The organism is Mycobacterium sp. (genome assembly GCF_032159565.1).
In the GTDB taxonomy this organism is placed as follows: domain Bacteria; phylum Actinomycetota; class Actinomycetes; order Mycobacteriales; family Mycobacteriaceae; genus Mycobacterium.
In genome coordinates, this window is record NZ_JAVHWR010000108.1 from 19,168 (window position 1) to 33,368 (window position 14,201).

The window sequence follows — 14,201 nt, forward strand, 5'->3', positions numbered from 1 at the left end:
GTACTAAACATGCGTTCAGCGGACGATCTCACGGCCCTCGCGCGGATCCGCGACGCCGCGATCGACCAGGTGGGCCAGCACGGCTTCAGCGTCGGGTTGCGGGCGATCGCGCAGGCAGCAGGCGTCAGCGCCGCACTGGTGATCCACCACTTCGGATCAAAGGAAGGCCTGCTGCGGGCCTGCGACGAGCACATCGCTGCGCAGATTTACGAGGCGAAGTCGGAGTCACTGCGTTCTGCTGACCCCTCCACCTGGCTGCGCCAAATGGCCGAGATCGACAGCTATGCGCCGATGACGGCCTACCTCCTGCGGAGCCTGCAATCAGGCAGCGCGCTGGCCAAAGAGTTCTGGCGGCGCATGATCGACAACGCCGAAGAGTATCTCGAAGAGGGCGTTCGCGCCGGCACCCTCAAGCCGAGTCGCGACCCGAAAGCCAGGGCCAGGTTTCTCGGCATGAACAACGGCGGCGGTCTGCTGCTCTACCTGCAGATGCACGACAACCCGTCGGACCTGCGCGCGGTGCTACGCGACTACGCCGAGGACATGATGCTGCCCGCCCTGGAGCTGTACTCCAACGGCCTGATGGCCGACTCGTCGATGTACGAAGCGTTTCTCGCGCAACACGAACAAGGCATCCCGTTCAGCAATTCGACTGAAGGAGATCAGAATGACGGCGACGTCCCTGCAACGGGCTAGCACCGGCGAGGGCACCCGGCCCGCTGTCGAGATACACGGCCTGGTCAAGACATTCGGCCGGACCAGGGCTCTCGACGGGCTGGACCTGACCGTTGCTCCGGGCGACGTCACCGGCTTCCTCGGACCCAACGGCGCGGGAAAATCCACCGCGATCCGGGTGTTGCTCGGACTGCTGCGCGCCGACAGCGGCACGGTACGACTGCTCGGCGGTGACCCGTTTAAGGATGCGGTGGCACTTCATCGCCGCATCGCCTACGTACCGGGTGATGTGACGCTGTGGCCGAACCTGACCGGGCTGCAAGCCATCGACTTCTTGGCGCGGCTGCGAGGCGATGGCGCTGTCGACACCCGACGGCGCGACGAGCTCATCGAGCGGTTCGAACTGGATCCGCACAAGAAGGCGCGCACCTACTCGAAGGGCAACCGGCAGAAGGTGGCCATCGTCGCGGCATTCTACAGCGACGCAGAGCTCTACATCCTCGACGAGCCGACCACGGGCCTGGACCCGTTGATGGAGAGGGCTTTTCAGGCCTGTGTCGAAGAGGTCACCTACCGCGGCGCAGCGGTGCTGCTGTCCAGCCACATTCTCGCCGAGGTGGAGAAACTCTGTAAGTCGGTCACGATCATCCGCGCCGGCCGCGCCGTGCGGTCCGGCACGCTGGAGGAGCTGCGCCACCTGATGCGGACCACGGTCACGGCGCGCACCCGCAGCGACGGCAAGAAACTCCAGAGCACCCCATTCGTACAAGACTTATCGATCCGTGACGGCCACTACGTCTTCTCGGTTGACCGCAACGACCTCGACCGAGCAATGGCGCTGCTGACCGAGCTGGGCATCATCGACCTGACTGTCGCGCCGGCTTCGCTGGAAGACATGTTCCTGCGCGAGTACCAGGGGCCCGCCCGATGACTGCCGGCGTCGTCGCGCCGGGCACCGGCCGCCATGAAGCCCTGCCTGCGGCGTCCTCGTTCACCGGCGTCGGCAGCCTGATCAGGCTGGCGCTGCGCCGTGACCGCGTCCGGCTCAGCGTGTGGATCGCCGCCCTCACGCTGATGATGGCGTACGCACCCAATGCCATCAAGCTGGCCTACCCGGAGGAGGCGCAGCGGCAGGCCCGCGTAGACCTGCTCAGGAGCCCTGCCGGAATGATGTTGGGTGGCCCCATGTTCGGCGTCAACGAAACCGACTTGGGCGTGATGATGGCCAACGAGTTGATGCTCACCCTCGTCATCGCCGCCTCGATTCTGTCCATTCTCACCGTAATCCGGCATACCCGCACCGAAGAGGAAAGCGGTGCAGCCGAACTCGTCATGTCATCGGTGGTGGGCCGCCACGCCCGGACGTATGCCGCCCTGATCGTGGTCGGCGGTGTCAACGCCGTGCTCGCAGTGACGATGACGCTGGCGATGGCCTCTACCGGGTTCGGCGTGGTCGATACCGCAGCGATGTGTCTCGGGGTCACAGGCGTGTCGATGGTGTTCGGCGCCGTCGCCGCGGTCACGGCACAGCTGTGGCGGACGGCGCGCGCCGCAACCGGCGCCGCAATGGGCGTGCTTGCGCTGGCGGCGCTCGTGCGCGGCGTCGGCGATGTGATCGACAACTCCGGCAGCGCACTGTCCTGGATCTCCCCCATCGCGTGGGCACAGCAGATGCGTCCGTTCGTCGACCTGCGATGGTGGCCGTTCGCCATGCTGGTCGCGCTCGCCGTCGGCCTCATGGCACTTGCCTCGGCGCTGGAGGGCAGCCGGCAATACGACGACGGCGTCGTCCCGTCGTCCGGCGAGCACCCGAACGCGCACTCGATCAAGTCTGTGTTCGGCCTGCACCTTGCCCTGCAACGGGGCCAAACGATCGGCTGGGCCGTCGGACTGTTGTTGTCCGGCTTGGCATTCGGCTCGATGACGAAGTCGCTGCTGGACGCGGCCGCGGGCAACGAACTGCTCGAGCGCTTACTGGCCCAACAGGGCACCGACGGTGTGTACACCACGTTGACGCAGTTCCTCGCCGCGGCGACCACCGCCTACGTCGTCTCCGCCGTGCTGCGCGTCTACACCGACGAGGAGTCCGGCCTTGGCGAGGCCGTGCTTGCCGGCGCGGTGTCGCGGTGGCGGTGGCTCCTCACCGCCGTCGCGGCCGCCACCGCCGGGTCAGCGGTGTTGATGTTCTTCGCAGGTGTCGGAATGGGTCTCGGCGCGGGCATCACCATCGGCGATCCGCAAACCATTTGGCGTCTGACACTGGCGGCCCTTGCTTTCGTGCCCGCAATGGCAGCCATGGCGGGGGTCGCGGCGCTCGCAGTTGCGCTGCGGCACCCGTGGATTGGTTGGCTGGCAGTGACATTCGTGATCATCTCGCTGTATCTCGGCGCGTTGTTGCGGCTACCGCAGTGGCTGCTCGACGCGTCGCCGATCGGTCAGACCAAAGCGCCGATCGAGTACTCGGGCGTCGCCCTGACCGCACTGGTGGTCGCCGCCGCAGCGCTGACGCTCATCGCAGGCGCAATCTATCGCCGCCGCGACGCCGTCTGAGACACCGAAGGAGCAATCGTGAAGGTCACGCTTCAACTACTGGCATCCACCATCGGCGCCATTCTGTTCATGGGTGTGATCCTGTTCGTTCCGGCAGGCACATTCGACTACTGGCAGGCATGGGTTTTCATCGCGGTGTTCATCGTCGGCACCATGGCCCCGACCGTCTACCTCGCAGTGAAGTATCCGGAGGCGCTGCGGCGCCGCATGACCTCCGGACCCTGGTCCGAAACCCGGCTGGTGCAAAAGCTCATCATGGCCGGCGTCTCGCTGTCGGTCGTCGCCGTTGGAGTGATCAGCAGCCTCGACCACCGGTTCGGCTGGTCGACTGTGCCCACCGCGGTCGTCGTCGTCGGCGACGTCCTGGTCCTCGCCGGTCTCGGGCTGGCCGAAGTCGTCGTCGTCCAGAACAATTACGCGGCAGCGACGATCACCGTCGAGGCGGAGCAACCGGTGGTCTCCACCGGCCTGTATGGCGTGGTGCGGCACCCGATGTACGTCGGAGCGCTGATCATGATGGTCGGCATGCCAGTCGCACTGGGCTCTTATTGGGGCTTGCTCACCCTCATCCCGATTGCGCTGGTCTTCGCCGCCCGCATCACTGACGAGGAAAAGGCGCTGCGCGACCAACTCGACGGCTACCACGAGTACACCGAAAAGGTCCATTACCGCCTGGTCCCCGGAGTGTGGTGACCATGAGAACCGCTGTGCAGGCTGCCATCACGTCGGTCGTCGGTCTCGTCGTCTTCGCGTTGCTGGTGTTCCTGCCCGCGGGCACCTTCGACTATCCGCGGGGCTGGACTTTCATCGCCGTGTTCGCCGCGGCAACTCTGATTCCCGGCGCATATCTGGCGGTGACGAATCCGCAGGCGCTTCGCCGCCGCATGCAGGCAGGCCCCGGCGCGGAACACCGACCTCTTCAAAAGCTCGTCATCGCCTTCGCGTTCGTCACGATGGCCGCCATGATCGTCGTCAGCGTGCTCGACTTCCGCTTCTCGTGGTCGACGGTGCCCGCCGCCGTCTCGGTCGCCGGCGCCGCGCTTGTCACGATCGGCCTCGTCATCGCGATGCTGGTGACCATCCAGAACGGTTATGCCGCAGCCAATGTCACAGTCGAATCCGGACAGCAGCTGTCGTCGACGGGGTGGTACGGGTTGGTCCGGCATCCGATGTACCTCGGCAATGTGGTCCTGATGATCGGTATTCCGCTCGCGCTCGGCTCTTACTGGGGTCTGCTATTCGTCGTCGCCGGCCTGGCCGTGCTGGCCCTACGGATCAACGACGAGGAGGCGCTGCTGGCCCAGCAGTTGGCCGGTTACCGCGAGTACATGCAGAAGGTGCACTACCGGCTGGTGCCCTACGTCTGGTGACGCTTCGTTGTCCGCCAGGCGAGAATGAACACCACCACGACGGTGAACCGCGCGACGGTGTTGGCGATCATCGTGCCGTTCACGTCGGTAACCGCCATGTAGACGACATCGACGATCCCGCTGGCGCCGTGAAGGACTACGAACGTCATCACGACGAGCCCCAGCGCGGCCGGATCCGTCAGGCGGGTCGCGCCGAACGACAACACCGCGACCGCCAACTCGGCCGCCCCGACGAGATAGACCAGCAGATAATCCGGCCGCTCGACCGTGATGCCCACCGCCGACGGGATCGCGGTCGGGAACACCGTCAGCACGACGGCGCCGGCGAGCGTGATGAGGCCGTGCACCAACAGCACGATGCGAAGTGGGCGGTACATGTCGGTGCTCCTTGTCATGAAACGGCTCTGCGGATCGTCACTGATATGACGATGAACCGTCGTCGAATATGACGGGAGCGGAACCGGTGGACTTCGAGGCGCACCGCGAACACCTGCACGGCGTCGCCTACCGCATGCTGGGGTCACGCAGCGAGGCGGACGACGCGGTGCAGGAGACCTGGCTGCGGATGAACCGCGCCGTCCCGGCCGACGTGGCCAATCTGCGCGGCTGGCTCACGACGGTCGTCGCACGGATCTGCCTGGACATGTTGCGGTCGCGATCCGCCCGCCCCCAGGAGCCGCTCGACGAGGCCGATCACCCGGGTGAGACGGTCAATCCCGAGGACCACGCAGTGCTGGCGGATTCCGTCGGCGTCGCACTGATGGTGGTGCTGCAGACGCTGGCCCCTGATGAACGTCTGGCGCTGGTGCTGCACGACGTCTTCGACATGCCGTTCGCCGAGATCGCTCCGATCATCGACCGGTCCGCCAACGCGACGGCTCAGCTGACGGTGCGGGCCAGGCGGCGCGTACGCGGCGCGGACTGGGAACACGACGCAGGCGTCGCGGACCAACGCCGCGTCGTCGAGGCGTTCCTGGCCGCCGCGCGCGAGGGCGACTTCAACGGCCTGCTGGCGTTGTTGCACCCCGACGTTGAGTTGCGTGCCGACGCCGCAGCCGCGGGCGGGAATCCGGTGCTGGTGCGCGGCGGCGTCGAGGTGGCGTCGCGGGCGTCGAGGTTCGCGGCCAACTCGGCGTTTGCGGAGGTGGCGCTCGTCGACGGGGCAGCCGGTGTCGTCGTCGCGCCCGAGGGCGAGCTGACGCTGGTGCTGCGCTTCGCCAGCACCGCGGGCGTCATCGTCGGTATCGACATCTGCGCAGACCCGATACGGCTGGGGCGGTTCGACTTCGCGGTATTCGGCTGAGCTCTAGTCAGCCGCACGTATCCGCCAAGCCCCCAACTGCGATCAGATCCAGACGCCCTTGCCCACCGCCACTACGCCGCCTGCGCTGATCGCGAACCTTTCCCGGTCCTTCTCCAAGTCGACGCCGACCATCTCACCGGGCCCGACGACGACGTTCTTGTCGAGGATCGCGTGGCGCACCACCGCGCCGCGGCCCACCCGGACACCGGGCATCAGCACACTGCCCTCCACGATCGCGCCGTCGTCGACGACCACGTTGGACGACATCACCGAGTTGCGCACCGACGCCGCCGAGATGATGCTGCCCGCGCCGACCACCGACTCCTGCGCGGAGCCGCCGTTGACGAACTTGGCTGGCGCAAGATTCTCCGACTCGCCCCGGATCGGCCAGCGCTTGTTGTACAGGTTGAACACCGGGTGCACCGACACCAGATCCATGTGGGCGTCGTAGAACGCGTCCAGCGTCCCGACATCGCGCCAGTAGCCGTGGTCGCGCTCGGTGGCTCCCGCCACCTCGTTGTTTTTGAAGTCGTAGACCGCCGCCATTCCGTCGCCCACCAACCGCGGAATGATGTCGCCGCCCATGTCGTGATCGGAGTCGTCATCGTCGGCGTCGGCGCGGATCGCGTCGATCAGCACCTTGGTGGTGAAGATGTAGTTGCCCATCGACACGAACGTCTGCTCGGGGTCGTCGGGAGTGCCCGGCGGGTCGGCGGGCTTCTCGACGAACTCCCGGATGCGGCCCGACTCGTCGGAGTCGATGCAGCCGAACGCGGTGGCCTCGGCCCGCGGCACCCGGATTCCGGCGACCGTCGCACCCGCGCCGCTCTCGATGTGGAACTGCACCATCTGCTCGGGATCCATCCGGTACACGTGGTCCGCGCCGAACACGACGATGTAGTCGGGGTCCTCGTCGTAGATCAGGTTCAGCGACTGGTAGATGGCGTCGGCCGAGCCGGTGTACCAGCGCGGCCCCAGCCGCTGCTGCGCAGGCACCGGGGTGATGTATTCGCCGGCCAGGCCCGACAGTCGCCAGTTCTGCGAGATGTGCCGGTCCAGGGAATGCGATTTGTATTGCGTGAGAACGCAGATGCGCAGGTATCGGGCATTGACCAGATTGGACAGCACGAAATCGATCAGCCGGTAGGCGCCGCCGAAAGGAACGGCTGGCTTTGCTCGGTCCGCCGTCAGCGGATACAGCCGCTTGCCTTCCCCGCCCGCCATGACGATGCCGAGGACGTGTGGCAACTCCCTCATGATCCAAACCTATCCGCCGGTGTTGATGCTGACCAGGCATTCGCACGATTGAGACCTGTGCGGCTGTCCGTCAAAGTAATTGGTGATTACCCAAATCGGCGCTCTTACATAGCTGCGGGGTCCGGCCACGGCCACTACGGTCGTAAGCATGCGGGTGGCGATGATGACGCGTGAGTATCCGCCCGAGGTGTATGGCGGGGCCGGCGTCCACGTCACCGAACTCGTCGCACAATTACGCAACCTGTGCGAGGTCGAGGTGCACTGCATGGGCGCCCCGCGCGAGGGCGCTTTCGTTCACCAGCCCGACCCGGCGCTCAAGGGCGCCAACCCGGCGCTGGCGACGCTGTCAGCCGATCTGGTGATGGCCAACGCCGCCCGGGACGCGACCGTGGTGCACTCGCACACCTGGTACACCGGGCTCGCCGGGCATCTGGCGGCCCTGCTGTACGGCGTTCCGCATGTGCTGACCGCACACTCTCTCGAACCGATGCGGCCGTGGAAGGCCGAACAGCTCGGCGGTGGCTACCGCATCTCGTCCTGGGTGGAACGCACCGCGGTCGAGGCGGCCGACGCGGTCATCGCGGTCAGCTCCGGGATGCGCGACGACGTCCTGCACACCTACCCGGCGCTGGACCCCAACCGGGTGCACGTGGTGCGCAACGGCATCGACACCGAGGTCTGGTACCCGGTTCAGCCGCAGGAGTCACAAGAGTCGGTGCTGGCCGAGCTCGGGGTGGACCCCACCCGCCCGATCGTGGCGTTCGTCGGCCGGATCACCCGGCAGAAGGGCGTCGCGCACCTGGTGGCGGCCGCGCACAGATTCGCTCCCGAGGTGCAGTTGGTGCTCTGCGCGGGCGCGCCGGACACTCCGGAGATCGCCGCCGAGGTGACAGCCGCGGTGCAGGAGCTTTCGCGCGCCAGGACCGGCGTGTTCTGGGTGCGCGAGATGTTGCCGATCAGCAAGATCCGCGAAATCCTCTCGGCAGCAACGGTATTCGTATGCCCATCGGTGTACGAGCCGTTGGGCATCGTGAACTTGGAGGCGATGGCGTGCGCGACGGCGGTGGTCGCCTCGGACGTCGGCGGCATCCCCGAGGTGGTGGCCGACCATCAGACCGGGCTATTGGTCCATTACGACCCGGGTGATCCGGACTTCTTCGAGACCCGGCTGGCCGACGCGGTCAACTCGTTGGTCGCCGATCCGCAGCGCGCGCGCCAGTACGGGGAGGCCGGCAGGCAGCGCTGCATCGAAGAGTTCTCGTGGGCCCACATCGCAGAGCAGACTCTGGAGATCTACCGGAAGGTGTCCAGTTAGCTGGTGACGCCCTTGAGCTCGTCGCCGAGGGCGGCGGCCTCATCAGGGGTGAGTTCGACGACGAGGCGGCCACCGCCTTCCAGTGGTACCCGCATCACGATGCCGCGCCCCTCTTTGGTTGCTTCCAGAGGACCGTCGCCGGTCCGGGGCTTCATCGCCGCCATCGAGTGCTCCCTCCACATGAGCCGGCTGCCCACCCGTCGACAGCTCCCGGCGTTGAACTGCTACTGAACTTCCTCCATTGTTCCCTATCCGGGGCGTTCGGTGTGCAAAGACCCGGTCAAGATCGTTTCAACGTGCGGATCAGGCGGCGGCGGGGACCCAGCAGGAAGCAACGTGGTCGTCGACCATCCCGGTGGCCTGCATCAGGGCATAAGCAGTCGTCGGACCCACAAACTTGAAGCCGCGGCGCTTCAGCTCCTTGGCCATCGCCGTCGACTCGGGGGTCACCGCGGGCACGCTGGCAAAGTCTACGGGCCGTGGCCGCCGCGGGTCCGGTGCGAACGACCAGAGCAACGCGCCGAGGTCGACGTCGAGGTCTGCGACGGCGCGCGCGTTGGCGATGGTCGCCTCGATCTTCGAGCGGTTGCGCACGATCCCCGCGTCGTTCATCAGCCGCTCGATGTCGCGGTCGGTGTATCGGGCGACCCTGTCGATGTCGAACCGGTGAAAGGCACGCCGGAAGTTCTCCCTCTTGCGCAGGATGATCAACCACGACAGCCCGCTCTGGAACGCCTCGAGGCTGACCCGCTCGAACAACGACTTGGAATCACGCAGCGGCTGCCCCCACTCAGTATCGTGGTAGTCGCGGTAGAGAATGAAATCGTCTGGGGCCAAACGGGATTGATCGATCCAGGCGCATCGGACGCGGCCGTCGTCCGCCGGCGCCTTCGTCACGAATCGGCCCGTTCGTCGGCCGGCAGCGCGTGCACGCCACCGTCGATCGGCTCCTCGTCGGGATGCTCGTCACCCACCTGGGTGGCCTGCACCGCGGCGAGCTGACCGCGCAGCAGGTCGAGTTCCTGGCCCAGCCTGTCCAGCACCCAGTCGACCTCGCTGGTCTTGTAGCCGCGCACCGCCTGGCTGAACTTGACCGCGTCGACGTCGGCGCCGGTGACACCGGACGCGGGTAACGCCGTCGCGGTGGTGGCGCGGGGCAGCGGCGGCAACACTTCGCCGCGCCCGAACAGCACGCTGCCTACCCCGAACAGCACGATCGCCACCAGGATCAGCACCACCAGATACAGCAGGATCAGGGTCACGCTTCCGATACTGCCTCACCGGTCCGACGAAGAGAGTGGACCACCCCCGCGCTAGCGCGGCCGCAGAGTGAGCATCGGCGGCCGGTCGGCCAGCGACACTTCCGACGTGCGGGGCGTGTAGTCGTAGCCATCGGCGAAGAACTGCGTCAGGCCGACCCCCGAGTCCGGGATGTCGCAGCGGGACAGCAGGGTGGCGATGACCTGCCTGCTCATCGAGGCGAGCTCGGTCAGCGGCCGGTTGCGGTGCTCGCGCACACCCAGATTCACCTGCGCGATCGCGTCCAGGCCGAGCCGATCGTAGGTGTCGATGAGCAGGCCGATCTCGACGCCGTAGCCGGGTGCGAACGGCACCGACGTCAGCAGCTCGCGGGTGCCCGCGTACTCGCCGCCCAACGGCTGCATCAGGTACATCAGCTCGGGCCGCAGCGAGGCCAGCAGGGGGCGCGCCACCAATTCGGTGACCCGGCCGCCGCCGTTGGCGTCCTCGCTGCCGCTCACCTTCAGCGGACGCCGGTAGAAGCCCTTGACCAGGTGCACGCCGTCGACGGTCAGCAGCGGCCCGACCAGCTTCGGCACAAACATCGGGTCGGGGTCGATCAGGTCCGAGTCGACGAACACGACGATGTCGCCGGTGGTCACGGCCAGCGACCGCCACAGCACCTCGCCCTTGCCGGATTGCGGCGGCACCTCGGGCAGCGCGATCTCGCGGCTGATCACCCGCGCCCCCGCGGCGAGCGCGCGGATCTCGGTGTCGTCGGTGGAGCCGGAGTCCAGCACGATCAGCTCGTCGACCAGGCCGCCGAGAAGCGGCGTAATGGTCTCCACCACGGAGCCGACGGTCTCTTCCTCATTGAGTGCGGGCAGCACGACCGAGATCGTGCGGCCGGCTTTGGCCGCCTCCAGCTCCGAGACGGTCCACGTGGGCCGGCTCCAGCTGTGGTCGGCCAACCATCTGCCGGCGACGACGTCCGTGCCGGGAAGCTCTGGTGTCAAAGTCATGCTTCGACTCCTCGTCCCCTGCCCTGCGGGCGTGGGCCCACCGGTCCTCGCTCGTCCCTCGCTGCGATCCTCACTCGGATTCGTCTCAGTGTCATGCCAGTCCCCTAACCGTGCGCGTGGGCGAACGCACGCCCTGGATCGACGCGACCATTTCGAGAACGCGCCGGGTGGGCCCGACTTCATGCACTCGGAACATCGCGGCGCCCTCCGCGGCGGCCAGCGCCGTCGCTGCCAGGGTGCCCTCCAAGCGTTCTGTCAGGTCCACACCCAGAGTTTCCCCGACGAAATCTTTGTTGCTCAGCGCCATAAGGACAGGCCATCCAGTTTTTACAAGGTCTTTCACATGACGCAACAAACTAAGACCGTGATAAGTGTTTTTGCCGAAATCGTGAGTCGGATCGATTAACACTGCGTCTCGCGGGACCCCGGCGGCAACCGCCCGCTCGGCTGCGGCGGTCACCTCGGCGATCACGTCGTCCACCACGCCGCGCTCGGATATGCCGTAGTTGACCCGAAACGGGCGGGTGCGCGGCGTCGCGCCACCGGTGTGGGAGCACACCAGCCCGGCGCCGAACTCCGCGGCGACCTCGGCCAGGCCGGGGTCGTGGCCGCCCCAGGTGTCGTTGATCAGGTCGGCTCCCGCTGCGCAGGCCTGTTTGGCGACGGCGCAGCGCCAGGTGTCGACGCTGATGACCTGGTCGGGATAGCTGTCGCGGACCCATTCGATGAACGGCACCACCCGCGCGATCTCCGCGTCGACGCCGACGTCCTCGCCGGGTCCGGCCTTGACCCCGCCGACGTCCACGACGTCGGCACCGTCGGCGATCGCGCGATGAGCTGCGGTTTTAGCCGCGTCATCGGTGAAGGTGGCGCCCCGGTCGTAGAACGAATCCGGGGTGCGGTTGACGATCGCCATGATGAGCGCACGATCGCCGGCCACCGGACGGCCGCAGAAGATCGACTGCACCTCTCCAGGCTACGGACAGGGTGATTTCGGCGCGCTGGCGTGCGCTCTGCGTCGATGAGCACGCCGAAATCGCCTACTTGGGCTTCTTGCCGTCCTTCACCTCGCCGAGGTAGTCGTCGTAGAACTCGACGTACCCCTCGTCAGGGCCGGACAGCACGTAGATCGGGTCCTCGATGTTGTCGGCTTCCTCGTCGCCCTCGCCGGAGTTCCCGCCGTAGCCCTCCTTGCGGAGTTCGACCTTCTGGCTCTTGAACGTCGAGGTGTGCGCCAGTTCCGTGACGACCCGGACGAACAGCGGAACCGCATAAGAGGGCAGGTGGTCGTAGACGGCTTTCGCCAAGGCCTTGCCGTCGAAGTCCTTGCCTTCTTTGAGCTGGATGGCGGCCATGCCCGCCTTGCCGCCCACATCGGGCACCTCGACGCCGAAGACCGTCGCCTCCTCGATCTGCGGGTCCGTCGACACCGCCGCCTCCACCTCGGTGGTGGCGACGTTCTCACCCTTCCAGCGGAAGGTGTCGCCCAGTCGGTCGGTGAACGCGGCGTGTCCGAAGCCCTGCGAGCGCATCAGGTCGCCGGTGTTGAACCACACGTCGCCTTCCTTGAAGGCGTCGCGCACCAACTTCTTCTCGGACTCTTCCTTGTCGGTGTAGCCGTCGAAGGGCTGGAAGCTGCTGACCTTCGACAGCAGCAGCCCCGGCTCGCCGTTCTTGACCTTGCGGACGCGGCCCTTGTCGTCGCGCTTGGGGTCGCCGGTCTCCTCGTCGTACTCCACGAACGCGACGGGCGTCGGGCAGATGCCGGTGGTCTTGTCGACGTTCAGCACGTTGACGAACGCCGTGTTGCCCTCGCTGGCGGCGTAGAACTCACACACTCGGTCGATGCCGAAGCGCTTGGTGAACTCGTCCCAGATCGACGGCCGAAGCCCGTTGCCCGCGATCACGCGCACCTTGTGCTTGCGGTCGGTGTCCTTCTCCGGCTGGTTCAGAAGATACGAGCACACCTCGCCGATGTAGACGAATGCTGTCGCGTCGTGCCGGATCACCTCGTCCCAGAACTTCGACGCCGAGAACGACTTGCCCAGCGCCAGCGTCGCCCCCGAGCTGAGCACCGCCGACAACGCGACCGTCAGCGCGTTGTTGTGATAGAGCGGCAGGCAGCAGTACAGGGTGTCGTTGCTGTTCAGCCGCATCCCGAGGCCGCCGAAACCGGCGAGCGCCCGCAGCCACCGGTAGTGCGTCATGATGCTGGCCTTCGGCATGCCGGTGGTGCCCGAAGTGAAGATGTAGAACGCCTTATCCTTGGCGAGCACGGCCGACGTGGTTGCCGGGTTGTTGGTCGGCGCGGTCTCGGCGAGGCCCTTGAACTCGTCGAGGATCACCAGACCGTCGGTGTCCGCACCGCATTCCTTGATCGGGTCGACGAAGTCGGGGTCGGCGACGAGCACCGTGGCCGACAGCAATCCCAGACTGTGCTTGAGGACGTCGCCGCGCTGGTTGTAGTTGAGCATCCCGGATATCGCGCCGCACTTGACCGCCGCCAGCATCAGCAGCACCGGGTCGGCTGAGTTGGGAAGCATGATGCCCACCACGTCGCCCTTGCCGACCCCGCGCGCTGCCAGCACCGCGGCATAGCGGTTGACGGTCTTGTTGGCCTCTTTGTAGGTGAGCTCCTGGTCCTCGAACTTGAGGAAGACCTTGTCGGCGTTCTGCGCTGCGCGGACTTGGAACACCTTGCCGATGGAGGTCTTGGCCGACGGGCGGGCCCCGAACCCGGTGATCACACCGCGCACGATGGTGGGCGCATCGGCGATGAGGCCGGGTACCCGGCTGGCGATGTCGAGCAGCCCGACGCTGCTCCGGGTTCCAGATTTCTCGTCGGTCATGCGGCGATCCCCCTCCGGTGTCTTGCCCGACACCCTAAGTCCCTATGGGTGATCGCCATCACCGGGCCGGTGCGCAGGCCGCCAGCGCATCATCGATGTCGTCCACCACAACGAGCCGATCCAATGCCGTCTGGCTGACGTAGCCGCTGTCGATAAGGCCGTGTAGCCAGGCGCGCAACCCGTCGTAATGCCCGAACGGATCGAGCATCACCACCGGCTTGTCGTGCATACCCAGATAGCCCGCTGTCCACGCTTCGAAGAACTCCTCGAGGGTGCCGATGCCCCCGGGCAACGCGATGAACGCGTCTGCGCGGTCCTCCATCACCTGCTTGCGTTCCCGCATCGTCTCGGTGACGACGAGTTGGTCGGCGTCGACGTCGGCGAGCTCGCGATGTACGAGCGCCTTGGGGATCACCCCGACGGTGCGGCCGCCGCGCGCCCGGGCGCCGGTGGCCACGGCACCCATGGCCGAGACGTTTCCCCCGCCGGACACCAACGTCCAGCCGCGTTCCGCGATGGCGCCGCCGACACGGCTCGCCAGGTCGAGAAGCGCGGGGTGTTTCGGCCCCGAGGCGCAGTACACGCAGACGGCCCATTCGGAGTCGGGATCGGGTGACACAA

At 66.7% G+C, this 14,201-nt stretch carries 16 protein-coding genes; 7 read left to right on the forward strand and 9 right to left on the reverse strand.

All coding sequences use genetic code 11. The features are described from left to right. Positions 1–9 precede the first annotated feature (9 nt). Genes QOC76_RS13350 through QOC76_RS13370 form a run of 5 tightly spaced genes read left to right on the forward strand, consistent with a single transcriptional unit; the run spans position 10 to position 4,595 of the window. Positions 10–696 (forward strand): TetR/AcrR family transcriptional regulator, encoded by a 687-nt coding sequence (locus QOC76_RS13350; RefSeq protein ID WP_526357312.1) that lies wholly within the window; start codon positions 10–12, stop codon positions 694–696. Further along, positions 668–1,606, forward strand: a complete 939-nt coding sequence (locus QOC76_RS13355; protein WP_526357313.1) for an ABC transporter ATP-binding protein — start codon at positions 668–670, stop codon at positions 1,604–1,606. Before QOC76_RS13350 ends, QOC76_RS13355 begins: the two co-directional genes overlap by 29 nt. Continuing rightward, positions 1,603–3,225 carry an ABC transporter permease gene (locus QOC76_RS13360; protein WP_526357314.1) on the forward strand — a complete coding sequence of 541 codons (1,623 nt, stop codon included), beginning with the start codon at positions 1,603–1,605 and terminating at the stop codon, positions 3,223–3,225. The genes QOC76_RS13355 and QOC76_RS13360 overlap by 4 nt, the downstream gene beginning before the upstream one ends. Before the next feature lie 18 nt (positions 3,226–3,243). Then, positions 3,244–3,918, forward strand: coding sequence for a methyltransferase family protein (locus tag QOC76_RS13365; RefSeq protein ID WP_526357315.1), 675 nt, complete (start codon positions 3,244–3,246; stop codon positions 3,916–3,918). A 2-nt stretch (positions 3,919–3,920) separates the two neighbouring features. Then, on the forward strand, positions 3,921–4,595 hold the full coding sequence (locus QOC76_RS13370; RefSeq protein ID WP_526357316.1) for a methyltransferase family protein: 675 nt from the start codon (positions 3,921–3,923) through the stop codon (positions 4,593–4,595). Here the strand turns inward: QOC76_RS13370 and QOC76_RS13375 are convergent. Next, positions 4,583–4,972 (reverse strand): hypothetical protein, encoded by a 390-nt coding sequence (locus QOC76_RS13375; RefSeq protein WP_526357317.1) that lies wholly within the window; start codon positions 4,970–4,972, stop codon positions 4,583–4,585. The two genes, QOC76_RS13370 and QOC76_RS13375, sit on opposite strands and share 13 nt — an antisense overlap. A gap of 68 nt (positions 4,973–5,040) precedes the next feature. Between QOC76_RS13375 and QOC76_RS13380 the strand changes: the two genes are divergently transcribed. Next, on the forward strand, positions 5,041–5,898 hold the full coding sequence (locus tag QOC76_RS13380; RefSeq protein WP_526357318.1) for a sigma-70 family RNA polymerase sigma factor: 858 nt from the start codon (positions 5,041–5,043) through the stop codon (positions 5,896–5,898). A 42-nt stretch (positions 5,899–5,940) separates the two neighbouring features. Here QOC76_RS13380 and glgC read toward each other — a convergent pair whose 3' ends face one another. Beyond that, positions 5,941–7,155 (reverse strand): glucose-1-phosphate adenylyltransferase, encoded by a 1,215-nt coding sequence (gene glgC, locus QOC76_RS13385; protein WP_526357319.1) that lies wholly within the window; start codon positions 7,153–7,155, stop codon positions 5,941–5,943. Between the two features lie 148 nt (positions 7,156–7,303). Here glgC and glgA point away from each other — a divergent pair, with 148 nt between their 5' ends. Then, positions 7,304–8,470, forward strand: coding sequence for a glycogen synthase (gene glgA, locus QOC76_RS13390; protein WP_526357320.1), 1,167 nt, complete (start codon positions 7,304–7,306; stop codon positions 8,468–8,470). Here the strand turns inward: glgA and QOC76_RS13395 are convergent. The 7 genes from QOC76_RS13395 to log form a co-directional block, all read right to left on the reverse strand. After that, positions 8,467–8,634, reverse strand: coding sequence for a DUF3117 domain-containing protein (locus QOC76_RS13395; RefSeq protein ID WP_003406247.1), 168 nt, complete (start codon positions 8,632–8,634; stop codon positions 8,467–8,469). The two genes, glgA and QOC76_RS13395, sit on opposite strands and share 4 nt — an antisense overlap. A gap of 139 nt (positions 8,635–8,773) precedes the next feature. Then, positions 8,774–9,367 (reverse strand): DNA-3-methyladenine glycosylase I, encoded by a 594-nt coding sequence (locus tag QOC76_RS13400; protein ID WP_526357321.1) that lies wholly within the window; start codon positions 9,365–9,367, stop codon positions 8,774–8,776. Continuing rightward, positions 9,364–9,732, reverse strand: coding sequence for a DivIVA domain-containing protein (locus tag QOC76_RS13405; protein WP_526357322.1), 369 nt, complete (start codon positions 9,730–9,732; stop codon positions 9,364–9,366). The genes QOC76_RS13400 and QOC76_RS13405 overlap by 4 nt, the downstream gene beginning before the upstream one ends. Before the next feature lie 51 nt (positions 9,733–9,783). Next, entirely contained in the window at positions 9,784–10,731 is a 948-nt protein-coding gene (locus QOC76_RS13410) for a glucosyl-3-phosphoglycerate synthase (protein ID WP_526357323.1), read from the reverse strand. A 91-nt stretch (positions 10,732–10,822) separates the two neighbouring features. Next, positions 10,823–11,647 carry a dihydropteroate synthase gene (folP, locus tag QOC76_RS13415; protein ID WP_526357362.1) on the reverse strand — a complete coding sequence of 275 codons (825 nt, stop codon included), beginning with the start codon at positions 11,645–11,647 and terminating at the stop codon, positions 10,823–10,825. 124 nt (positions 11,648–11,771) lie between these two features. Beyond that, on the reverse strand, positions 11,772–13,580 hold the full coding sequence (gene fadD6, locus QOC76_RS13420; RefSeq protein WP_526357324.1) for a long-chain-acyl-CoA synthetase FadD6: 1,809 nt from the start codon (positions 13,578–13,580) through the stop codon (positions 11,772–11,774). A 58-nt stretch (positions 13,581–13,638) separates the two neighbouring features. Beyond that, positions 13,639–14,199 carry a cytokinin riboside 5'-monophosphate phosphoribohydrolase gene (gene log, locus QOC76_RS13425; protein WP_526357325.1) on the reverse strand — a complete coding sequence of 187 codons (561 nt, stop codon included), beginning with the start codon at positions 14,197–14,199 and terminating at the stop codon, positions 13,639–13,641. Positions 14,200–14,201: the final 2 nt, after the last annotated feature.